The organism is Acinetobacter sp. XH1741 (assembly GCF_041021895.1).
In the GTDB taxonomy this organism is placed as follows: domain Bacteria; phylum Pseudomonadota; class Gammaproteobacteria; order Pseudomonadales; family Moraxellaceae; genus Acinetobacter.
Genome location: NZ_CP157428.1, coordinates 2,546,724 through 2,568,729, shown reverse-complemented (window position 1 = coordinate 2,568,729; position 22,006 = coordinate 2,546,724). Strand labels below are relative to the sequence as shown.

At 35.7% G+C, this 22,006-nt stretch carries 28 protein-coding genes; 22 read left to right on the top strand and 6 right to left on the bottom strand.

Translation table 11 applies throughout. The features are described 5' to 3' along the window. The first annotated feature begins 8 nt into the window (after positions 1–8). A complete protein-coding gene (locus ABLB96_RS12210) occupies positions 9–1,133 on the top strand; it encodes an ABC transporter permease (protein WP_348897095.1) in 1,125 nt (374 codons plus the stop codon). Between the two features lie 4 nt (positions 1,134–1,137). Continuing rightward, a complete protein-coding gene (locus tag ABLB96_RS12205) occupies positions 1,138–2,256 on the top strand; it encodes an ABC transporter permease (RefSeq protein ID WP_348897094.1) in 1,119 nt (372 codons plus the stop codon). 46 nt (positions 2,257–2,302) lie between these two features. Here the strand turns inward: ABLB96_RS12205 and ABLB96_RS12200 are convergent, their stop codons facing one another. Continuing rightward, positions 2,303–3,172, bottom strand: coding sequence for a DUF2797 domain-containing protein (locus ABLB96_RS12200; protein WP_004708933.1), 870 nt, complete (start codon positions 3,170–3,172; stop codon positions 2,303–2,305). Between the two features lie 39 nt (positions 3,173–3,211). Between ABLB96_RS12200 and ABLB96_RS12195 the strand changes: the two genes are divergently transcribed. Both ABLB96_RS12195 and ABLB96_RS12190 read left to right on the top strand, forming a co-directional pair. Then, positions 3,212–3,673, top strand: a complete 462-nt coding sequence (locus ABLB96_RS12195) for a DUF6231 family protein (protein WP_002049924.1) — start codon at positions 3,212–3,214, stop codon at positions 3,671–3,673. A gap of 99 nt (positions 3,674–3,772) precedes the next feature. Further along, positions 3,773–4,363, top strand: a complete 591-nt coding sequence (locus ABLB96_RS12190; protein WP_348897093.1) for a YidB family protein — start codon at positions 3,773–3,775, stop codon at positions 4,361–4,363. 107 nt (positions 4,364–4,470) lie between these two features. Here the strand turns inward: ABLB96_RS12190 and ABLB96_RS12185 are convergent, their stop codons facing one another. From ABLB96_RS12185 to ABLB96_RS12175, 3 genes are all read right to left on the bottom strand, one after another. Further along, a complete protein-coding gene (locus tag ABLB96_RS12185) occupies positions 4,471–5,577 on the bottom strand; it encodes a porin (protein ID WP_348897092.1) in 1,107 nt (368 codons plus the stop codon). A 254-nt stretch (positions 5,578–5,831) separates the two neighbouring features. Next, positions 5,832–6,245 carry an HIT family protein gene (locus ABLB96_RS12180; protein ID WP_348897091.1) on the bottom strand — a complete coding sequence of 138 codons (414 nt, stop codon included), beginning with the start codon at positions 6,243–6,245 and terminating at the stop codon, positions 5,832–5,834. Positions 6,246–6,263: 18 nt separating this feature from the next. Next, positions 6,264–6,533 carry a YARHG domain-containing protein gene (locus tag ABLB96_RS12175; protein ID WP_004701840.1) on the bottom strand — a complete coding sequence of 90 codons (270 nt, stop codon included), beginning with the start codon at positions 6,531–6,533 and terminating at the stop codon, positions 6,264–6,266. A gap of 266 nt (positions 6,534–6,799) precedes the next feature. On the opposite strand from ABLB96_RS12175, the gene ABLB96_RS12170 reads away from it, so the two are divergent. The 6 genes from ABLB96_RS12170 to ABLB96_RS12145 all read left to right on the top strand — a co-directional run bounded on the left by ABLB96_RS12170 (position 6,800) and on the right by ABLB96_RS12145 (position 10,478). Next, complete coding sequence (locus ABLB96_RS12170) at positions 6,800–7,225, top strand: GFA family protein (protein ID WP_348897090.1); 426 nt, start codon at positions 6,800–6,802, stop codon at positions 7,223–7,225. Positions 7,226–7,351: 126 nt separating this feature from the next. After that, positions 7,352–7,552 (top strand): hypothetical protein, encoded by a 201-nt coding sequence (locus ABLB96_RS12165; protein ID WP_106466107.1) that lies wholly within the window; start codon positions 7,352–7,354, stop codon positions 7,550–7,552. A 490-nt stretch (positions 7,553–8,042) separates the two neighbouring features. Beyond that, complete coding sequence (locus tag ABLB96_RS12160) at positions 8,043–8,267, top strand: hypothetical protein (RefSeq protein WP_348897089.1); 225 nt, start codon at positions 8,043–8,045, stop codon at positions 8,265–8,267. Positions 8,268–8,444: 177 nt separating this feature from the next. Next, entirely contained in the window at positions 8,445–8,819 is a 375-nt protein-coding gene (locus ABLB96_RS12155) for a cell envelope integrity protein TolA (RefSeq protein ID WP_348897088.1), read from the top strand. A 203-nt stretch (positions 8,820–9,022) separates the two neighbouring features. Continuing rightward, the gene (locus tag ABLB96_RS12150; protein WP_348897087.1) at positions 9,023–9,790 is read left to right on the top strand and encodes a class I SAM-dependent methyltransferase; all 768 of its coding nucleotides are present in this window, start codon (positions 9,023–9,025) and stop codon (positions 9,788–9,790) included. Between the two features lie 91 nt (positions 9,791–9,881). Beyond that, the gene (locus tag ABLB96_RS12145) at positions 9,882–10,478 is read left to right on the top strand and encodes an isochorismatase family protein (protein WP_348897085.1); all 597 of its coding nucleotides are present in this window, start codon (positions 9,882–9,884) and stop codon (positions 10,476–10,478) included. A 27-nt stretch (positions 10,479–10,505) separates the two neighbouring features. Here ABLB96_RS12145 and ABLB96_RS12140 read toward each other — a convergent pair whose 3' ends face one another. Next, entirely contained in the window at positions 10,506–11,591 is a 1,086-nt protein-coding gene (locus tag ABLB96_RS12140) for an alpha/beta fold hydrolase (RefSeq protein WP_348897084.1), read from the bottom strand. Positions 11,592–11,723: 132 nt separating this feature from the next. On the opposite strand from ABLB96_RS12140, the gene ABLB96_RS12135 reads away from it, so the two are divergent. The 7 genes from ABLB96_RS12135 (at position 11,724) to ABLB96_RS12105 (ending at position 17,176) form a co-directional block, all read left to right on the top strand. Next, entirely contained in the window at positions 11,724–12,911 is a 1,188-nt protein-coding gene (locus tag ABLB96_RS12135) for an O-succinylhomoserine sulfhydrylase (RefSeq protein ID WP_348897083.1), read from the top strand. A 175-nt stretch (positions 12,912–13,086) separates the two neighbouring features. After that, positions 13,087–13,323 carry a hypothetical protein gene (locus tag ABLB96_RS12130; RefSeq protein ID WP_348897082.1) on the top strand — a complete coding sequence of 79 codons (237 nt, stop codon included), beginning with the start codon at positions 13,087–13,089 and terminating at the stop codon, positions 13,321–13,323. Positions 13,324–13,578: 255 nt separating this feature from the next. Continuing rightward, the gene (locus tag ABLB96_RS12125; protein ID WP_309454552.1) at positions 13,579–13,908 is read left to right on the top strand and encodes a YbaB/EbfC family nucleoid-associated protein; all 330 of its coding nucleotides are present in this window, start codon (positions 13,579–13,581) and stop codon (positions 13,906–13,908) included. A gap of 9 nt (positions 13,909–13,917) precedes the next feature. Next, positions 13,918–14,514, top strand: coding sequence for a recombination mediator RecR (gene recR / locus ABLB96_RS12120; RefSeq protein WP_348897080.1), 597 nt, complete (start codon positions 13,918–13,920; stop codon positions 14,512–14,514). A gap of 303 nt (positions 14,515–14,817) precedes the next feature. Beyond that, positions 14,818–15,942, top strand: a complete 1,125-nt coding sequence (locus ABLB96_RS12115; protein ID WP_348897079.1) for an HRDC domain-containing protein — start codon at positions 14,818–14,820, stop codon at positions 15,940–15,942. A 495-nt stretch (positions 15,943–16,437) separates the two neighbouring features. Then, a complete protein-coding gene (locus tag ABLB96_RS12110; RefSeq protein WP_348897078.1) occupies positions 16,438–16,704 on the top strand; it encodes a hypothetical protein in 267 nt (88 codons plus the stop codon). 136 nt (positions 16,705–16,840) lie between these two features. Then, positions 16,841–17,176 (top strand): hypothetical protein, encoded by a 336-nt coding sequence (locus ABLB96_RS12105; protein WP_348897077.1) that lies wholly within the window; start codon positions 16,841–16,843, stop codon positions 17,174–17,176. Positions 17,177–17,249: 73 nt separating this feature from the next. Here ABLB96_RS12105 and ABLB96_RS12100 read toward each other — a convergent pair whose 3' ends face one another. Further along, a complete protein-coding gene (locus ABLB96_RS12100; RefSeq protein WP_000086293.1) occupies positions 17,250–17,414 on the bottom strand; it encodes a hypothetical protein in 165 nt (54 codons plus the stop codon). A gap of 482 nt (positions 17,415–17,896) precedes the next feature. On the opposite strand from ABLB96_RS12100, the gene ABLB96_RS12095 reads away from it, so the two are divergent. Genes ABLB96_RS12095 through trpB form a run of 5 tightly spaced genes read left to right on the top strand, consistent with a single transcriptional unit; the run spans position 17,897 to position 21,863 of the window. Further along, positions 17,897–18,157: a YcgL domain-containing protein gene (locus ABLB96_RS12095; RefSeq protein WP_253611761.1), complete on the top strand. Its 261-nt coding sequence runs from the start codon at positions 17,897–17,899 to the stop codon at positions 18,155–18,157. Then, on the top strand, positions 18,150–18,536 hold the full coding sequence (locus tag ABLB96_RS12090; RefSeq protein ID WP_309454558.1) for a hypothetical protein: 387 nt from the start codon (positions 18,150–18,152) through the stop codon (positions 18,534–18,536). The genes ABLB96_RS12095 and ABLB96_RS12090 overlap by 8 nt, the downstream gene beginning before the upstream one ends. A gap of 29 nt (positions 18,537–18,565) precedes the next feature. Beyond that, complete coding sequence (locus ABLB96_RS12085) at positions 18,566–19,417, top strand: MoxR family ATPase (RefSeq protein WP_348897076.1); 852 nt, start codon at positions 18,566–18,568, stop codon at positions 19,415–19,417. A gap of 15 nt (positions 19,418–19,432) precedes the next feature. Beyond that, a complete protein-coding gene (locus tag ABLB96_RS12080) occupies positions 19,433–20,620 on the top strand; it encodes a VWA domain-containing protein (protein WP_348897075.1) in 1,188 nt (395 codons plus the stop codon). Between the two features lie 37 nt (positions 20,621–20,657). Next, on the top strand, positions 20,658–21,863 hold the full coding sequence (gene trpB / locus ABLB96_RS12075; RefSeq protein ID WP_348897074.1) for a tryptophan synthase subunit beta: 1,206 nt from the start codon (positions 20,658–20,660) through the stop codon (positions 21,861–21,863). Positions 21,864–22,006 lie beyond the last annotated feature (143 nt).

The following is a 22,006-nucleotide window of genomic DNA, read 5'->3' as shown; positions in this document are numbered from 1 at the left end:
GGTCTACAATGAGCTTTGGATTTTGGAATCGATTGACGGCATTAGTTCGTAAAGAAACGAAGCAGCTCATTCGTGATAAAAGCAGCCTCGGGATTGGACTCGTTTTACCTGTTATTTTAATTTTACTGTTTGGTTATGGGCTGTCATTTGACTTAAATCAGGCACGTGTTGGTGTGGTAGTTGATCAACCTTCACCACAGATCAATCAGGTTTTAACGGGTTTAAGTGGCTCGCGGTATTTAACGAGTCAAGAGTTCCATAATTTTCCTGAAGCAGAGCAAGCTATTCGAGATGGAAAAATTGATGCGATTTTGCACTTCCCATCAGATTTTGTGAGTCAGGCACAACAAGGTAACGCAAAGGTTCAACTGTTATTAAATGGTAGATCAACCACTATAGCAACAGCTTTAGAGGGATATGTCGCAGGTGCTTTGGCAACCGAACCGTCTATACAGATGGATCGTAGTCCAATAGTAGCAACTTCAAGCGCCGTTAATATTGAACAACGGATATGGTTTAACGAATCAGGCAACAGCACGTGGTTTTTAGTGCCGGGTTTAATGGTACTCATTCTAACTTTAATCGGTGCATTTTTAACGGGATTACTTATTGCTCGTGAAAGGGAACGCGGAACTCTAGAAGCTTTATTCGTTACACCTGTACGACCATTTGAAATTGTATTGGCCAAGCTCATTCCTTATGTTGTGGTTGGTATGATCGATATCGTGATTTGTCTTATTGCTGCGTATTTTATTTTTGAAGTGCCTATGCGCGGTTCATTATTCTCAATTTTATCGGCTTCATTTTTATATTTAATTGTCTCGTTATTACTTGGTCTAACTATATCAGGCTTTGCTCAAAGTCAGTTTCAGGCAAGTCAAATTGCTTTATTGGCAAGTTTTATGCCTGCACTCATGCTTTCAGGATTTGTTTTTGATACCCGCAACTTACCTTTGGTCGTGCAAATTATTAGCCAACTACTTCCCGCTACGCATTTTATGATTTTAATTAAAACCCTCTTTATGGGAGGGGATGATTGGACGTTATGGCTTAAAGAGTGCAGTATTTTATTGGTATATATCGTTGTTTTGATATGTGCTGTGAACTTTTCACTAAGAAAACGGTTGAGATAAAGAGATGTGGCAGCAACTAATCACTTGGCTGAAACATTTAAGTTTTTTGGTCAAAAAAGAATTCTTAACCATTTTTAGTGATCCTGCAAATAGAGTTATTTTATTTGTACCCGCTCTAATGCAGGCGCTTTTGTTTGGTTATGCTGCCACTTATGATGTTAACCGTGTGGATTATGCAATTTTAGATCAGAGCAACGGCCAGGCCTCACATGAGCTAATCTCAAAATTGGATGGTTCCGGTATTTTTAAGCGTGTCGCAACACTTCAATCTACTGATCAAATCAAACAGGTCATTGATAACCGTCAGGCATTGATTGTGCTAACGATTCCTTCTGACTTTGAGAGTAAATTAAATAATAACCAGAGTTCTCCTATACAGGTCATTGTTGATGGCAGGAACTCATCAACTGCTGCTGCGGCTGGTTCATATCTAAATAAAATAATTGCTCAGTTTAATCAGCAAAAATTTAATTCAGGTTTACCGATTAGTCTTGAAACAAGAACATGGTATAACCCAAATCAAGAGTCTCGCTGGAGCTTAATGCCATCATTAATTGCGGCGTTAAGTATGATGCAGACATTACTTTTATCTGCTTTATCAGTCGCGCGTGAACGTGAACAAGGTACGTTTGATCAGTTATTAGTTACACCGTATACGCCACTACAAATTATGATTGGTAAAGCCTTGCCACCCATTTTTGTCGGATTGATGCAATCAACCATTATTTTATTGATCATTTTATTCTGGTTTAACATTCCCATGAATGGCTCTATTGGGCTGCTTTATTTTGGTTTATTGAGTTTTAACGTAGCTGTAGTTGGGGTGGGCTTATCAATTTCGGCATTATCTTTAAATATGCAACAAGCCATGCTTTTTACGTTTCTACTAATTATGCCTTTGATGTTGCTTTCAGGCTTACTGACACCTGTAGAAAATATGCCAAAAGCACTTGAAATAGCGACTTACGCAAACCCATTAAGATTTGGAATTAATTTAGTACAAAAGGTTTATTTGGAGGGGGCAAGTTTTGCACAAGTAAAATTTAACTTTATTCCAATGATCATACTTGGACTGATCACTTTACCTTTAGCAGCTTGGCTATTTAGAAATAGATTATCTTAATCGTATTAATGAAAAAGCCCCATTTTTAGGGGCTTTTTAAATCTACTTATGCACGTACGATCAGTTCGTAACCCGTATATTTACGAATGTTGATAACACCAATATCAAAAATTAAATATTGGCCTTTAATACCTTGTAATACACCACGAATTTTTGGTGTTTTATCTAGGTTTAGAGACTTAATTTTTTCAGGATATTGTTCAACTGGGTAAACAAACTCACGCGGTAACTCATTTTCTAGTAATTCAACTGTCTCGTTAAATTCAAGATTTTGGCTAAACTCTTCACGTATAGTTTGAATTTTAGGTGCAAACTCTTCAATTAATTGATCACGTTGCTCAACCATATTTAAAGGTTCAGCTTCACCTTTAAGAAGTTTACGCCAGTCAGTTTTATCAGCAATTAGGGAACCAAACATGGTTTCAAGTTGACCAGATAAACGACGTGATCCAACTTTTAAAATAGGTAAAGCCTGAGTTGCTCCCTGATCTAGCCAGCGACCTGGCATATGGCTAACGCGGGTAATTCCTACTTTTAAAGCACTTGAATTTGCCAAATACACAATATGTGGTTGGAAACATACACTGTGGGCAAAGTCATCTTCACGACATGTACCTAAATGATAGTGACATGTTTCAGGTTTCATAATGCAAAGATCACACTCAGCTTTCGTTTTAAAACATTTAAAACAGTGACCTTGAGAATAGGACTTCGGTGTTTTGGTGCCACAAGATGTGCAATAAATATTACCTGTCCATTCGATTTCTAGTTCTTGTCCTAAATTAAAAGGAAGATCAATTTCTGAACGGTCTAATACAAATTTGTATTCAACATTTGCCTTGGTTGTCTGTTGATCAGTTACACTAGCATCTTTTAGGCCTGCATGCATTTTATGGCAAATGCCTTGTAGTTCCATAAAGTTTAAACTCACATCTTTCAATTAAGGGTTGCAGTTATGGCTGAACAAAATGTCATCACTTCTATGCTAGACGATTTATCAAACGAACAGCCTATTCATACTGCACTTTGTATTGGCCAGAAAATTGACCAGAATAACGCAATTCAATGGCACTATTTTACCGTAACTGAGCTTTTAAGTCTGCCTTTTACTCAGCGTTATGATTTAGGTTTTGTATTGTTTGATACAGATGAAATGCAAAGCGTTAGCGATGTACATAAATCACAATTATTAGTGAAGTTAAGAGATTTATTAGCAAAACGAATTGTTGTGGTAAGCAAACGCAGTGATGAACAGCTATTACGTTCTTTGGGGTTCACGCAACTCATCGATAAAACTTCACATGATAGTGATTTCGCTTTATGGCAATTTAATATCTTGACCTACAAACATGTTCCAGACTGGTTTAATTCAAAATTTTGGGCAAACCCGGAAAACTGGAACAAATTTCGTTGGTAAAAGACTATTTAATCTCTTTCAAAATTTAACAATTTCGCTTTTGCTGTCTTAACAAAAAAACGCGTATGCTCGTGTATAAACCATACATAAGAGTTACTCATGACAAATTTAAGCAATATTGTAGAAGTTTTGGCTCAGCAAGCTTTAGGTGGGAACCAGCAAGCATCAGGTCAAGGTGGTTTAGGTGGAATTTTAGGTTCTGTATTGGGACAAATGGGTGGTAATACTTCTTCTGGTACTCAAGGTGGTCTAGGTGGTGTATTAGGTTCGGTATTAGGCCAAGTGACTGGGAACAATAGCGCACCTCAAGCAGGTGGCGGGGTACAAAGTTTATTAATTGCAGTTGTTCCTTTAATTTTAGGTTGGGTTCAACAACAAGGTGGTTTACAGGCCGCACTTGAAAAATTAAAAGGCGCTGGTTTAGGCAATCAAGTTCAAAGTTGGGTTGACCCAAATCAAAGTAATAGTGAGGTTCCGACTCAGCAATTACAAAGTCTTTTTAATCCAGCAGATATTGAACAAGTTGCAGAGCAAGCTCAGGCTCCGAAAGAGCAAGTTTATGGTGCAATTGCGACAGTTCTACCAAAAGTGATTGATTCACTTACCCCACAAGGTGCTGATACAGACCATCAAGAGGCAAATCAAGACATTCAAAATGTCATGAATCTTGTGAGTGGTTTTTTAAAATAAGATATAAATTAAAAAAGCCGATCATTTTTATATCGGCTTTTTTAGCTGGTACAATAAAATAAAAGGGCAGAAGCCCTTTTATTTATATCTGAATTGAATGTAACTGATTAGAAGTTATATTCGATACCAGTACCAACAACAGTTTGTTTGTCGTTATCACTCAACCAATCACGTTTTTGCTGAGCAACAATACCGTAGAAACGAGCTTGTTTATTGATTTGGTAATCAAGACCTACGCCGTACAAATCAATTGTACGATCTGCTAAACCACTTACTTGTGTTTGTGCAGAAGAATATTCTGCTTTCACTTTAAGTTTAGTATTTGGGATTTTATAAGCAGCTGTTATTGAATATGCTTCTTCTTGTAAATCACGGTAAGCTTTACCAGCTTTATCAACTGTTCCATCTGCTTTGTATGTTTGACCATATGCAGTTAACTGATCAGTAGGTTCAGCGTGTTGCCATAAAGCACCTATTACAAGACCTGTTTTTGCGATGTCATAAGAGCCTGTTACGCGGTAAGCGTCTGTATAAATATCTTTTAGACCGTAAGCCGCATATTTACCTTTAATACCGAAGTCACCTGCAGCAGCAACTGCTAAGCCAAGGTCTTTGTTTTCATAACCAAGTGCAGTTGATACAGAGTCAAAACCGTTGTTTTTACTGTCTTTACCAGTTTCGCCTGGTTTATTATCAGTAGTACTTTCACCAGTTTGAGCCATGATGTTGAAAGTTACACCAGCTAATAATTTAGGGTCTAATTCAAAACCAATTACGTTATCTAAACGGTTTTCACCGTACATGATATTAGTAATATCTAAACGTGTATCGTCATTAAAGATATCTTGGTTATTACCAGCAGCAGTTTTAAAGTAAGAATCGTATTTACCTACTTTTAATGTACCAACACCATCAGTTTTTAAACCGATATAACGGTTACGAGCGCTAAGGTCGCTATCAGAACCTGAACCATCAGTAGCAATTGCCCACTCAGCTAAATAAACAGCAGATAGCTTGTCAGTTAATTTTTCTTCGCCTTTTACCCCAATGCGAGAAGCGTTTGAGTTAATTTCAGTAACGTCACTTTTCCCATCGAAATTTTTATTGTCAACTTGGTTAATAGAAACATTCAGTTTGCCATACAAAGTTGGCGCTGCTTGCACCGCGTTTATGCTCAAAGTTGCAACTGCGGCAGCGAGTAGCAATTTCTTCATTGAGATTTCTCCAAAAGTATTTTAAAAATGGCATATGCCTGTTAACTAATTATTTTGTAGTTGACTTGTGTACAAAAAGTTACAGAAGCTCACCAACTTGCTAAGAAGTATCTGTAAACTTTGTGACAAAGGAGTGAAGAAGAAGTGACAGTTTTATGACAATTAAAAATTAGAAATACTTTATTTATTCTTGTTTTTATTACACTTTTTAAATAAAAAAAGCGGAGTCTAAACTCCGCTTTTATCTCTTAAAATCAAAGTGCTTCTTTAATTTTTTCAGCTAATGCTTTGATTTTATCCTGATCTCCTAATTGTGCAGCATGTTTACCTAGTTGGTGAACATTTGTAGGAATTAGGTGAAAATGAACATGAGGGACGGTTTGTCCAGCTGCGGCACCTGACAATTGCATGAGTACAATTCCATCTAGATTCAATGCAGTTTCCATTGCTTTAGCAATTTTTTGCACAATCTGAATAGTATAGGCTGCCGCTTCAGGTGGTAAATCAAGTAAAGTTTCTGCAGGAGTTTTTGGAATAACTAATGCATGACCATCGGCTTGGGGCATAATATCCATAAAAGCTAGAACTTGATCATCTTCATAGAGTTTTATCGCTGGAAGTTCTCCACGTAAAATTTTTGCGAAGATATTTTGATCATCATATGCCATGTATTATTCCTTTAAATACTATTTACACTTCAATTCTTTTTGACGTTCTTTAATTGCGTCTAGACGTTGCTGCTCTTTATCAGAGAATTTTGGCTTAGTCGTATGACAGTTTTCATTACCATATTTTTCTTTAGCATCTTGGTCTTTAAAACAAAAGCCTTTTGATGCATAAATCAAATTGTAATCGTCTTGCAATTTTTGACATTCTTGCTCAGGTGTTGCAGCTTGAGCACTGAAACCGGCAAGGCTTACCATTCCAGTAAATACTGCAACCAATAATTTATTCATGAGCTTTTCCTCAGTTAAAGGTATGAACCTGTACTCAATATAAGGTTTATTCCCAATATTTCAATGACTATTAATTACTCAAGCGTGATTTAAAGTCATATTTTATCTTATAATACAAAAAAGCTTTATATATCAAGATCTTTTTTAAAATTTGTTTTAAATCAAATGATTGCATTTCTTTTTATATTAAACAATTTAAATATATATTTAACAAACGTTTAAAGTCATTATTAAAAGCTTAAGTAATAATGAATTAAATACATTATATGAGTAACATCGGTTCTTGTTTATGTAATCAAGTCAGGTTTTCTATATCTTGTGAAATAAAAACAGTTTATCACTGTCATTGCAGCTTATGTCGTAAACAAACTGGTACGGGAGCGAATGCAGCGACTTTGGTAATAGATAGCCAGTTTAACTGGTTGGTAGGCAATCAATATATTAAGAGCTATAAAAAGGAAACTGGTTTTACTTCATCATTTTGTAGTAGTTGTGGTTCCCCAGTACCCAATAAAATTAATGGTACAAACTATATGTGGATACCACTTGGACTGCTGGAACAACCTTTTAATCCAGTCTTAAAGCTTAATTTTTGTATAGAATCGAAACATGAGTGGGTGGTATTAGGTGAGGCTCATGAAAATTTTGCCCATTTGCCAGTGATGGACGAGTTCCTCAAGTATTTTAAATAACTCATTTAGCTTTTTGTCTTTTAATAGTTATTAAGCATTCGTTACATAAATGTTATGTGTTTGCTGTTGAATATGTCTCACGTTTATTTGAGCATGAAAATACATAGTTTAAGAAGGATGGTTCACATGATAGATGAAGAAAAGCCTCTAAATTTTGAAGATGATGACGAGCCTCTTGATTTTGAAGATGAAGAATTCACGGATGATAAAAAAGAGGATGAAATGTACAACTCAATTACTAAAGATGGGTCTAGTGTTGATCCTGCCGATGATGGAACGCGACATATTCGTCCTGAAGATGGTGATCCAATCGAAGTTGATGAGTAAAAACATCAGTTTAAATAACATTAGTCTTTTTAATTTTTAAGTATAAGTGTAATATCCGAACGCTGTTACAAACAGCAAAAGTCCTGAATGATCAGCGCAAAAAATCAAAAGGGTAAAGCCTGCTTACAAAGCGGGCTTTTTTTATTTTTATAAAACTATAGGCTCAAATAGCCAATTTAAGTTTATGCAATAAATTTTTATTTTTAAATAAAAGGACATGCATCCAGGATGAATGACAGATAAGGACTTCTATTGTTTGTAATGAACGTTTAAAAGAAGTACGAATGTAAATAATAAAACTAAAAAAAGTAGAAAAACCATAAGTGAAAACATATCGTTAAATTATTTAGGTATTTTACACAATTTAACAATTTATGCAAATTAGTTTACATTCCTCTAAGTTTTCACTTGCCCTACAGCGTTGTAAAAATGTGACAATTAAAGCTCAGTTTGTTAGATTGTATGATTTTTATAACTATTGGTGAATTTAATGAAGAAATTTTTATTTATATTGATGACAGGATTTGGACTAGAAGGCTGTACAGCGTTAACACACAAAGCCGATGAAAACTATATTAGTAAGTCACCGGTTACTCCTGTTAATACGGCATTTAATGGAACTAAAGTACTTGAACATGGCATATTCACTGAACAAGATATTGCTGATATGCCTGAGCATTCCAATATAAATTCGCGTTATAAAATATCATTTTAAAAGGTGCTTAATACAGAGATTGAATAGTTAAACTAAATAGTTCTATAGACGAGCTCAAATATAAAAGTAACTGGGAACGTATTTAGAGATCGCTATTCAATAGAAGAACTATCTATTAGGTAGTTTTTAATAAAACAAAGTGTTAAATTTTAATCGTTGAAAAAATTGGTTTTATAAATGAAAAGTATCATTATTTTAACTTCTATATTTTTATTAAGTGGGTGTGCAATTAACTCTAAATCATTATCTCCAGTTAAAAATACTGATGATAAAATTCTTTTAGAGGCTCAAAAATATAAGCAAGAATATCAAAGAAAAATTTTACGGACTTGGGATATTCCACCTTCTTCGGTAGGAATGAGTGCAAGCGTTAAAGTTTTTTTAAGTGATAGTGGTGAGATTGAGCAAATTATTTTCTTGGATAAAGAAGACCAAAAATTTAAATCAAGCATTGAAAAAGCGATATGGCGTGCAAGCCCTTTTACTATGCCTTCTAATCCAGACTTAAGAAAACAGGTCAGAAAGTTCAACATCAAATTTCAGGCGAAGTAACGTTGAAATAGAACTCTCAAGCTTTCATTTAAGAAATCACCAATTGGTGGTTTCTTTTTTTAAGCTATTGTGGGCTCACCTTTAATTTTAAAAATATATCAAATCTATTTATAACTTTATTTTATTAATTATTTAAAAACTAATCATTATTTTTTATCTACCTTTTCTTTTATGTTTAGCTGATTGGAGAAGAGGGATAAGCAATGTTTAACCAACATGAGATAAATTTAAAACAGTATCAAAATAAGTCTTTAAGTTATTTAAATAGTAAAGCTCACTCTGAAGGAGTTGAGTTTGATAAATTTATTAAGGAACTTGAAAAATATTCAAATGCCGTAGTTTTAGATTTAGGTTGTGGGGGTGGACACGTAGCGTATAACGTTGCTAACTACGCCGATCTTGTTTTTGCTTATGATTTATCTCATGAAATGCTCGACACTGTTTCAAAAGCTGCAAATGACCGAAAAATAAAGAATATCTTTGTACAGCAGGGTATTGCCGAAGATATGCCTTTTACTGATGAGCAGTTTGATGTAATTATTAGCCGATACTCTGCCCATCATTGGCAGCATGTACCTACAGCAATGAAAGAAATAAACCGTGTTTTAAAACCTAATGGTACAGTCATTTTTGTCGATATCATTAGCTCAAGCTTTCCTATTTTAGATACATTTTTGCAGACTCTAGAAGTTATTCGCGACCCGAGTCATGTAAGAAACTACAGCATTAAAGAATGGGTTTATTTTATAGAAGATGCAGGTTTTGAATTGACGGCCTTGGATAAGCAAACACTAATATTAGAGTTTGAGAGTTGGGTAAAACGTATGAAAACTCCCGAAGATCAAATAAAAACGCTTAAATATCTTCAAGAAAATGCATCAGATATAGTAAAAAAATATTTTAACATCCAAAAAGACGGAAGCTTTGAAAGTAAGGTCGGGTATTTTGTATTTAAAAAGATAGCTTTCTAGTTTTAATTCAAGATGTATGAAATATGAAAAATCTTTAATAACCTAAAGACTTTGAAATAGTTTGCTCATATCTTTATAAAGTTCGTATGAGATGGGCTGTTTAAGCCGTGAGGAGATAAAAATTTTAATTCACAATAACTTAGTTGATGCTTTAATTGTAGTGGATGTACAAAAAGCTTTTGTATCAGGCAATGAAGCTGTTCCAGCATCAAAACAACTTCTTTTGGCAATTAATACTTTAATATCTAAAGCGCGTTTGGCGAAGGCACCTATCATTTTTCTTCAAAATGATGGTGATATAGGCACAGCAGATGAACCATTTCAACCAGGTTGGGAGCTATTTTTCTTACCCAAAGCAGGTGAAATCGTATTAAGAAAACATGATGATGATGGATTTGATGGTACGCCTCTTCAGCAGATTTTAAATAAAAGCAGGGTACAAACCTTTGCAATCTGTGGGTTATTATCCGAAATGTGTGTAGCGGCTACTGCTCGTGCTGGTCTAGAGCTAGGCTATGGAGTACTTTTACCACATGATGCACATGCGACCTATAACGTACCTGCGGGACCCGGCTCCCAAGAAGTACCCGCAGCAATGGCAGCCCGAGCTGCTGAGTGGTCTCTTGGTGATGAAATTATTATCTGTGCCTCATCTCATGAGGTAAATTTCATGGAAAAAGTCAAATAAAAGCGCTCAAGCAAGAGCTTTTTTTTTTTAAATTTTTGTTGAACGTTCAGTTAACCATGCAGCAAGCTTTGGCCAAAACTCTTGAGCACTTGCCTGGCTTGACATGAGTCCCAAATGGCCACCAGGAATGAGAGTAAAGGTGACATCTTGGCTATTCGTCAACTGACTTAATGGATAAACCGCATCTGCTGTTACGAGTTGATCACCACGACCTGCACCCACTAAAAGAGAGCAATCTATATTTTTTAATTCAATTTTTTTGTCTTTTAATAAAATAGAACCTTGCTTCAGCGGATTTTGTAGCCATACATTGAATAACATATCCTGATTAATCCCACCCGGATAATCAATCATATTGTTTAAAAAACTACTTAAGGTGGCATGCTCTTGTACGAACTGAAGATCATCTAAATTTTTAAGTAATTGAATGTGCCCATCAAGCCAGCCTTTAGGATCAAGAATTTTAAAGCCTAAAGAATTTAAAATACCAGGCGTATGAATCAAATGTTTAGGTAAACCTGAATAAATCCGTTCCTGAAGTTTCTTATTGCGACCAATAAAGTGATTTATACTGCGATAGAGCTTTCCAATTTGGCCAGAAGCATAGCTATCGATTGGACTGCCTAACACCATCAGATTTTTAACATAATTTGGATGATTATGTGCGGTATATAAGGTCACGAATATGCCAGACATACTCCATCCATGTAGAGAAATTTGCTCGCTACCTGAATGTGTACGAACAAGCTCTATCGCTTTAGGAATAAAATCTTCAATAAACGATAAAAAGTTAAGATGCCTATCTTTAAAACCTAAATGCCCCCAATCGACAAGATATACGTCAAAACCTGAGTTTTGAAAATATTTAATAAGCGAACGGTATGGATATAAATCATAAATAGCCATATTGATTGCCAAAGGTGCGACAAATACTAATGGCTCTTTAAAGCTTTTTTGGGTAGCCGCGTAATAACGAACACGAGTTTGATTAAATTGACCAATGACTTCGTAGGGTGTGCTTTGTGATAACACCAATGTCTTAGGGTGAAATAGTCGGGTAGAGAGGTGCTTGATTTGACTTTGGTCTGAGACGAGGGACTTTAAGCGATTCATCTTATTTTACCAACTATACTAAAGATTGATTGAAGTCTAAGCGATAATTTTAAGGTTTACCTTGACCTTAAATACCTTAGGCACTCAAAATGATGATAGTTTTTAGTACATGACCAGTAAAGGCGAACATTAATGCACCAGTCTGATGATTTAGAATACCAACTTGATACCTTAGCCATTCGTACCGGACATACACGCAGTTTTGAGGGTGAACATGGCGAACCTATTTTTTTGACTTCATCTTTTGTTTATGAAAACGCTGCGGAAGCGGCTGCAAAATTTTCTGGTCAGGTTCAAGGCAATATCTATTCGCGTTTCACTAATCCGACTGTATCGATGTTCGAAAAAAGACTGGCAGCTTTAGATGGCGCTGAGCGTGCAGTTGCAACGAGCTCTGGTATGGGCGCAATTCTGTCAGTTGCTATGGCTTATCTAAAAGCTGGTGATCATGTCATTTGTTCAAGAGCAGTTTTTGGTTCAGTAGTTGCTTTATTTGAAAAATATATTGCGAAGTTTGGTGTAGATATTACGTTTGTCGATCTAAATGATTTAGATGCATGGAAAAATGCAGTACGTCCAGAAACTAAACTATTATTTGTTGAGTCACCCTCTAATCCATTAGCTGAAATAGCTGATATTCAAGCACTTGCAGATATCGCACACGCAAACGGCGCATTACTTGCACTTGATAATAGTTTCTGTACACCTGTTTTACAGCAACCATTAAAATTTGGTGCAGACCTTGTGATTTACTCGGCAACTAAATATTTAGATGGTCAAGGCCGTGCCCTCGGTGGAGCAGTGGTAGGTAATCATCAACTCCTAGAAGAAGTTTTTGGTGTTGTTCGTACTCTAGGTCCTTCTATGAGCCCATTTAATGCATGGGTATTCTTAAAGGGCTTAGAAACCTTAAATTTGCGTATGAAAGCGCACTGTGAAAATGCACAAAAACTTGCTGAATGGTTATCTACACATGAAAACGTACAGGAAGTTTATTACGCAGGACTTCCAGCTCACGAAGGACATGAACTTGCAAAAAAACAGCAAAACGGTTTTGGGGGAATTGTTTCCTTTGTTGTTAAAGGTGAGCGTGAAGGTGCATGGAAGGTCATTGATAACACGAAATTTATTTCTATTACTGGCAATTTAGGTGATGTGAAGTCAACGATTACACACCCTGCCACAACAACTCATGGCAAACTTTCTGCTGAAGCAAAACAAGCTGCAGGTATTCAGGAAGGTTTAATCCGAGTTTCAGTTGGCTTAGAAGATATTAACGATATTATTCGTGATATTTCTCGTGGATTAGATTTAATCTAAATAATTTATGTATTTAAGACAAGCCATACTTATTTTAGTGTGGCTTTTCTTTAAATGAGGTGTTACTCATAAGCAACAATCGCAATAAAAAGACTACATTTTGTTATAAATGAATCTAAAATCACAACGTATAAAAGTTCTAAATTTAATAAAAATAACAAAGTGAGTGTTAACCATGCTTAAACCTATAATTATTTTAGTCGCTATAGGGGCAATTGGTTTAGTTGGATATAGAGTATTTGCCCAAAAGGATGAACCGACACAGATCAGCGAAACTGTATTATTAATTAATGATGCGAACAAATCAGTTGAAGATGCCGATCTTTCAATAGAAAAAGCGAATTCTTCTTTTCAAAAAATGCCTTTAAATGAATATAAACCTGACAATAAAAACCTACAGGCCTCGCAATAAATTATCTTAAACTCTAGTACTTGCTGATCCAGTTAAAGTTATCTATTAAAAGCTTTAAATGGATTAGCAATCGAAAATAGTTTCATAGATACCAATAGAAAACATTAAGTTATTGTGTCAGAATTGCGGATTGATTTTGACTTAAACGTACTGACCCCAATGATTTTAACGATCTATAGGGGTACCAAAAGAGTTTAAGTTCTCAAGTGTTATGTGACTATCAATCCTATTTGATAGAGATACGGAGTTAGGTTTATGAATATCAATATGCTTATGCAGCAAGCGCAGCGCATGCAAAAAGATATGGAATCAAATATAAAAAAGGCCAAAGAAGAGCTTGCTCAAACTGAAGTACAGGCGGAAGCAGGCGGTGGTTTAGTTAAAGTAACGATGACTGGCCGTTATATCGTAAAACGTATCGAAATTAATCCAGAATTACTGCAAGATGAACCAGATATGATTGAAGATTTAATCGCTGCTGCGGTTAATGATGCTGTTCGTCAAGCAGAAGTGATTTCTGAAGAAAAAATGCAAAAAGCTAACTCTGGGATGGGCTTACCACCTGGCTTAGCGGGCATGTTCTAAGGATCATCAGTGTTTAGTGATAGATTTGAACAACTCGTTCAAGCTTTACGTATATTACCTAGCGTTGGACCGAAGTCGGCTCAACGCATGGCTTTACATCTTTTGATGAAGAACCGTGAAGGTGCATTTGCGTTAGCCCATGCTCTACATGAGGCATCAAGTTATATTCACGAATGTAGTGTTTGTCACTCTCTGACTGAACATGAAATTTGTGATATTTGCTCCTCAACTGATAGAGATGACCAAGTATTGTGTGTGGTTGAATCACCAGCAGATGTAATGGCGATTGAGCAAAGCGGTAGTTTTCGAGGTAAATATCATGTCTTGGGTGGGCATCTTTCTCCCTTGGATGGTATAGGACCTGAAGAAATAGGTATCCCTTATCTGATCCAGCGCTTAAGCCAAGGTAAGATAGAAGAAGTCATTTTGGCTACTAATGCTACGGTTGAAGGTCAAGCGACAGCACATTATTTAGTTGAAGCGACTAAACATTTACCTATTCAAATGACACGTATTGCTCAAGGGGTACCACAAGGTGGTGAACTTGAATATGTTGACAGCCATACATTAAGTCAAGCTGTTCATAATCGGATGCGGATGAAATAAGTACTCAGGTGCTTATTTCAAATTTTTTAATCAATAAGTAATATTATTAAAAAAATCTTTTTAAAAGACATCAACATATTTTTTTAATATTAGTTTTTGAATATCTAAATTAAAAAAGATTTTTTAAAAATATAATTTTTATAAACCCTTAAAACTGTAAACATAAAAATAAATGATCAAAAAACTAGCGCTTTTTATGAAAATTGTTCAAAAATAGATTATTCATCAAGGATTCAGTAGCATTTTTCTATTCCTATGTTATATATACCAGAGTTTAAAGCACTCTTTGCATTTTGAGAAAGCATGTTTCAGTTTATCCAACAGCAAACCGAATTGGTTGATGTTCTTCAACAAATGGATCAATGTTCGATTTATGGACTTGATACAGAATTTATTAAGGTTGATACCCTTTGGCCTAAACTTGGAGTATGTCAAGTCAATGTCAACGGAAATGTATATCTGTTGGATGGAGTGTCACTAGATTTAAGCCAGTTTTGGAAAAAAGTCTTTCTTGCTCAACAAAATATTTTTCATGCATGTGGTGAGGATATCGATTTAATCTACCATTATGCGGATGAACAGAACCTATTAAATGTTTTTGATACTCAAGTTGGACTGTCTTTTTTGGGGCATGGCCTACAAGTGAGTTATCAAGGTGCTTTGAAGCTTTGTTTAGAGATTGATATTGAAAAAGACCAAACTCGGTCTGACTGGTTAGCAAGACCTTTGTCTCCTCAACAGTTATGTTACGCAGCAAACGATGTTTTATATCTCATGCAATTGGCAAATCATATTAAAGACCAGCTTAAGCAAAAAGGGCTCTATGATTACGTTTTGGAAGATTGCAGAAGTCTAACTAAAGAAATTATTAGTGAAACTCCAACGCCGTTGTTATATACCGATGTTGGTAATTATCGTCATTCACGCCGTCAGTTAATGCAATTACAGAAATTAAGCGAATGGCGTGAATATGTTGTTAAAGCAACAAATCAGCCACGCAGTTTTGTTCTTAGAAATTCGGCAATGATTGATTTAGTTGAAAAAAATCCACGTAATAATTTCCAGCTCTCGCAAGTAAAAGATATACGTCCAAATATTGTTCGTGAGTATGGAAAAACTATTCTTGATCTTATAAAAGATCTGCCTGTAGAAGGACAATGGCCAGCTAAGATTGCCAAGCCTTTTAAAATTACGTCAAGAGAAACCTTAGAAAAGATGGAGGCGTTAATCGCAAATGCGATAGAACAGACTTCTATCCCTAAAGAAGTTCTGCTTCGTAAGAAATGGTTAAATGCGATTCATCTACATGTGATTTCTAAAGGTGATGAGCAGGATTTACCTGACTATTTATTAGGTTGGCGCTACGAATTATTAACTAAACCACTTATTCAGTTGTTTAAAGAAGAGAAAGCAAGCTTTTTATTTTAGATTTATTAAGGCGTCTTATTTAAAATTAACTTTTTAGTATTTAAAAAGTTTAATTGATCAATATTTATCCTTATGAAAGTGATTACTTTTACTTTAAAATAAAGCCTATTTATAAGTTTATTTTTATAAATAAAGCTTTTTATTTAGTTTGAATTTATAATTGTGTGGTTTTATGAAGTATATGATTATAAAAATAGGATAATTCTAGTTTTTATAGGGCAATGCTGAATTAAATTAACTGTATTGGTGAGAAAAATTCAATTGCGTATATATACAGGTCTGTATATTCTTGGCAACAAGAAAAACAATTTCTAAATAAACAATATATAACTATAAGTTTATTTCAGTGCAGAAATATAGAGGCCTACTCGGGGAGAGTAGGCCTCTAATTTTATATCTATAGTTTTTAAAAAGTTTTTAAAATCAATAATAAGTTAATGTTGAGATTGCTTTTTATGCTATAAATTAAAGTAACCAATAATTAGAGAGATAAATATGACTAATAATTTTAATGCTGAACAAGCTAAAAAAAATGCTAAAGATGTGAAAATAGATCAAACAAAACTGTTAGAAAAAATCTTATCTGGCACTGAGGCAATCTCAAAGGAAGGGAAGCGTCGAGCAGTTTTCCAGTTTCCAATAGATGCTTTACATCCGGAACATATTACTTTGGTAGAGGAAGAGCTAAAAACACGAGGTTTCAATGTTTCAACCCATATTGAACAATCTGGCACAACAGTCAATATTGAGGTGAGTTTTTAAGTTTTTTATTCAATAAAACGCCCATATTATAGGGCGTTTCTTATATTTTTTTACAATTTAAATTCATATAAAACAATATATTATTTGACAGTTAAATTCTTGTTCTGTAGCTTTACTTTTTGAGTGGAATGTGGATATGAATTTCCAAACAATACTTTCATCTTTCAAAAATCAATCTACTGGTACAGATGCATTTAAAAACTTAAAAAATGCCTGCGAACAGTCTCTCAAGCAATCTTCTGACTTAAACGAAAACGCAGCTACTTATCTTATCTATGGATTTGCCCGTAGTTATGTGATTTTGTATGAAGATGAAGCGGTAACAAGTGAATTTGCTCGAACTTCAAAAGAAATTTTAATCAATTATATGAATTGTCTAAATGAAGCCTTACTTACTCAAGATAACAGCAGAATTTTAAGTGCTTTAAATCAAGTAAGTCACGACTACATGCAGGGCTCAAGAGTATTTTAAAAGCTTTGATGGGTTCAGGGAAAGATACTTCTTTAGTCATAAACTTAACTAAAGAAGTATCAAATCATCGTTTCTAATGTGATTTTTTCTTACCACCACCATCTTGTTTGTTGACGGTAGACCATGCGATACGTTCAGCTTCTTCTTGAGAATGACCTCTATCTACTTCACTCTCAACAATATGTTTAGCCTGACGCTTTTGTTTTGCTGTATAAGATGATTTGTCGCCACGAGACATAGCATAGACCTCCATATTTTTTAAGATCTTTTATTATTGAAACATATCCAAAACTAAATTCGGTTAAATAATGTCTTATCGTGTATGCATAAGTTGAACTTTATTGAGGGGTATATTAATTTTTTATTTAGCGTAAGATTATGAATTTCAATAAATTAAAATTATTTGAGTTTGTTTAACCTTCAATTTTATTGTTTTTAAAATGTAATTTTTCTATTTTATAAAAGTAGTTTTAAAGATTTATTATGTAAAATTAAACACTTAATAAGGGTTGGAAATTTAAAACTTTGGAAAATAAAAGTTATTTATCGACCTTAGTGTTTGTTGTAGGTTAATATTTCGTAAGAAAAGAAAAAACGACTGACGCGTAAACAAACCTGCGTGTGTCTGTCATTTTTTTTCATGTATGCTGTCCTTAGTTCAAGAGTTGATTTGAAATGCACTGTGATATTTATAGATCGAGCAAGAAAGATGAAATGTACATTTATATTGCTCGACCAAACTATCCTGATGAAACGGAGCAAACCGATCCGTTTGAAAAAGTTCCAGAAGCTGTTTTGCAAGCATTTGGTCGTGCAACGTTTGTCATGCATTTAGAGTTAGCTCCAACACGTAAATTAGCGCGTGTAAATGTTTTACATGTTCTAGACTCATTACAAACAAAAGGTTTCTTTATTCAGATGCCACCAGAAGGGTTAATTAACCCAAATGCAGTTGAACCAGAGGGCTTACGTGGTGCGTGAAGATCAAGCTGGAATTTTAAATCAATTACTTTCTTCTCTCGATGCAATTCCTGAAGAGATCATTGCTTTATCAGCTTATGGCGTTGGCGCTATTATTGCCTTGTGGTGCTGGTGGCGTTTAATGCGCCGCCTACCTACTACTTTTGGCGCAATAAGCTGGTTAGTTGTGTTTGCTGTTTTACTGACACCGACCGTTTCTGAAGGACCTAATGCATCTGTAGCACCAGCTATTTTTGGATTGCTTTTTGGTGTTTTAACGAAAGATAGTCCTTTAATCTGGTCAAATTTATCCTTAATTCTGTTTGTAGTGGGTCTAGGTTTGGTTATTGGCTATTGTTGGTCAAAATATATAACAAACAAAAGCATGCGTTCCATCTAACCATTGAAATAGAAAAATAAGGTCTCTACATGTCTGCTGATACCCAACATTTTACCGGTACAGATCAATATATCGCGACTGACAGTCTTAAACTTGCTGTAAAAGCTGCCCGTGCTTTGCAAAAGCCTTTATTGGTTAAAGGTGAGCCAGGCACAGGTAAAACTTTACTAGCCGAGCAAGTGGCAGAAAGTCTTGGTTTAAAACTTATTACTTGGCATATCAAGTCAACGACTAAGGCGCAGCAAGGTTTATATGAATACGATGCTGTGTCCCGATTGCGTGACAGTCAGCTGGGTGATGATCGTGTTTACGATATTAAGAACTATATTAAACCCGGTAAATTGTGGGAAGCTTTCACCAGCGAAGAGCGTTGTGTCCTGTTAATTGATGAAATTGATAAAGCAGACATTGAGTTTCCAAATGACTTGTTACATGAACTTGATAAGATGTCTTTTTATGTTTATGAAACAGGTGAAACGATTATAGCTACGCAGCGTCCAATCGTCATTATTACTTCAAATAATGAAAAAGAATTACCAGATGCTTTCTTACGTCGTTGTTTCTTTCACTACATTGAGTTTCCAGATGAAGCAACAATGCGTGAGATTATATCGGTACACTTTCCAAATATCTCTGCATCATTAGTAAATGAAGCGCTTCAAGTGTTCTTCAAATTACGTGAAATTCCTAATTTAAAGAAACCTCCATCTACATCTGAACTAATTGATTGGTTGAGTCTGCTTATGGCAGATGATATGCCAGAAGATGTATTGCGTAATCGAGATACATCTAAAGCGATTCCACCTTTGTATGGCGCGCTCATCAAAAATGAGCAGGATGTACAACTGCTTGAACGTTTGGCTTTCATGTCACGACGTTAAGGGAGGGAATAACCCATGTTTGTGCGGTTATTTTACACCTTACGTAAATACGGTGTTCCTGTTACGACTCGTGAACTCATTGACTTAAATCGTGCGGTGAGTGAAGGGCTAGTTTTTGCCGATCAAGAAGAGTTCTATCAGCTTGCTAAAACTATCTTAGTTAAAGACGAGCGCTTTTTTGATAAGTTCGACCGTGCCATGAAAGATTACTTTGATGGCATAGAAACCTTTGATATTGATGAGTTACTCAAGCAAGTTCATAAGTTGCCAAAAGACTGGTTCGATTTAGAACTTCTCGAGAAGCATTTAACACCAGAGCAAAGAGCAGAGCTTCAAAAGGCAGGGTCTTTAGAAGAACTCATGAAAATGCTGGAAGAACGTTTACGCGAACAGCATAAAAAGCACCAAGGTGGTAACCGTATGGTTGGCACAGGCGGGACTTCACCCTTTGGGGCTTTTGGTGATCATCCAGAAGGTGTCAGAATTGGTGGGCCGGGTCGTAAACGTTCGGCGGTTAAAGTTTGGGAACAGCGCAAATACCGAAACTTAGATGACGACCAAGTTCTTGGTACTCGCCAGATGCAAATCGCTTTAAGGCGTTTACGCAAATTTGCTCGCCAAGGTGCGGCTGAAGAGTTAGATGTTGATGGGACAATTCGTGAAACAGCCAAACAAGGTATTCTTGATGTTCAGATGGTGCCTGAAAGACGCAATCGAATAAAAGTACTGATGTTGTTTGATGTGGGCGGTTCGATGGATGCCCATATTGCCCAATGTGAAAAGTTATTTAGTGCGGCCAAAACTGAATTTAAAACGCTTGAATATTTTTATTTCCACAACTGTCTTTATGACTATGTATGGAAAGATAACTATCGAAGAACAGCGACCCGCATGAATACATGGGATCTGTTTCATACTTATGGACGTGATTATCGTGTAATTGTCGTGGGTGACGCTAGTATGGCACCGTATGAGCTGAAATCGGTAGGTGGGTCTGTTGAATATATGAATGATGAAGCTGGTGATGTCTGGTTACGTCGCCTGCGTCAGCATTTTGATAAAACAGCATGGTTAAACCCTGAAACAGAAGGGTATTGGCATTACACTCAGACTATTGGCTGGATTAAAGAGATTTTTGAAAATCATATGTACCCAATGACTCTAAAAGGCATTGAAGATCTAACGCGTTACCTTTCTCGATAAGCTTGATAACTTTAATAATTTAAAAAAGAGGGATGATATGCAGCATCAAATTAATGGTATTGCTTTGCCAAATGAACAAGGATTTTTCGGAGAGTATGGAGGGCAATTCATTCCTCCACATTTAAAAGAAGCGATGGATGAAATTAATATTGCTTATGAAGAAATTCGCCATGCTCCTGAATTTCAAAATGAATTAGCAGACCTCTTTTCAAATTATGTAGGCCGTCCTAGTCCTTTATTTTATGCTAAACGTCTTTCTGAGCAGTTAGGCGGTGCACAAATTTATTTAAAGCGCGAAGACTTAAATCATACGGGTGCCCATAAAATTAATCACTGTTTAGGTGAAGCTTTACTTGCTAAATATATGGGCAAAAAGAAAGTAATTGCAGAGACGGGAGCAGGTCAACATGGCGTTGCTCTTGCAACAGCGTGTGCTTTAGTCGGTATTCCATGTGAAATCCACATGGGGCAAGTAGATATTGAAAAAGAACATCCAAATGTGGTCAAAATGAAAATTTTGGGTGCTCATTTGATATCGGTAACACGCGGTACAGCAACCTTAAAAGATGCTGTAGATAGCGCATTTGAAGAATATTTAAAAGACCCTAAAAATTTTATTTATGCGATTGGCTCAGTAGTTGGCCCACATCCATTTCCAAAAATGGTTCGAGATTTCCAATCGATCATTGGTAATGAAATTAAAGAGCAAACGAATCACCGTTTTGGTAAAAATCCGGATTATGTCGTGGCATGTGTTGGTGGTGGTTCAAATGCAATTGGTGCCTTTACTGCATTTTTAAATGATTCAGATGTGAAACTGGTTGGTGTTGAGCCTGCTGGACATGGGTTAGAGACGAATATGCACTCAGCAACTCTAACCCTAGGCAAACCAAGCCAAATTCATGGTATGGCTTGTTATGTTCTTGAAAATGAAGCTGGTGAACCTTTACCCGTACATTCTATTGCCTCAGGTCTAGACTATCCGGGTGTTGGACCACAACATAGTTTCTTAAAAGATTTAGGGCGTGTTGAATATAGCACTGCAACCGATCAAGAGTGTTTAGATGCGTTTATGACTTTATCACGTGTTGAAGGAATTGTTCCTGCGCTTGAAAGCTCACATGCTGTGGCTTGGGCTATCCGTGAGGCGTCAAAGCTACCAAAAGAAACCATGATCGTAGTTAATCTTTCTGGTCGTGGAGATAAAGATTCTGATTATGTTGCAGAAAAGCTTAAGCTTTAAGCTAAGTGAGCCTAGAAGCGGTCAATAATTAAGGGCCGCTTTTTTATTTCTTGGACTAAATTTAACCCTACTTAAAAGTTCATTATTTCTTAATTAAAACAAAGTATTCTGATTTTAAGCTGTGATTATTCGAGATAGGTGTG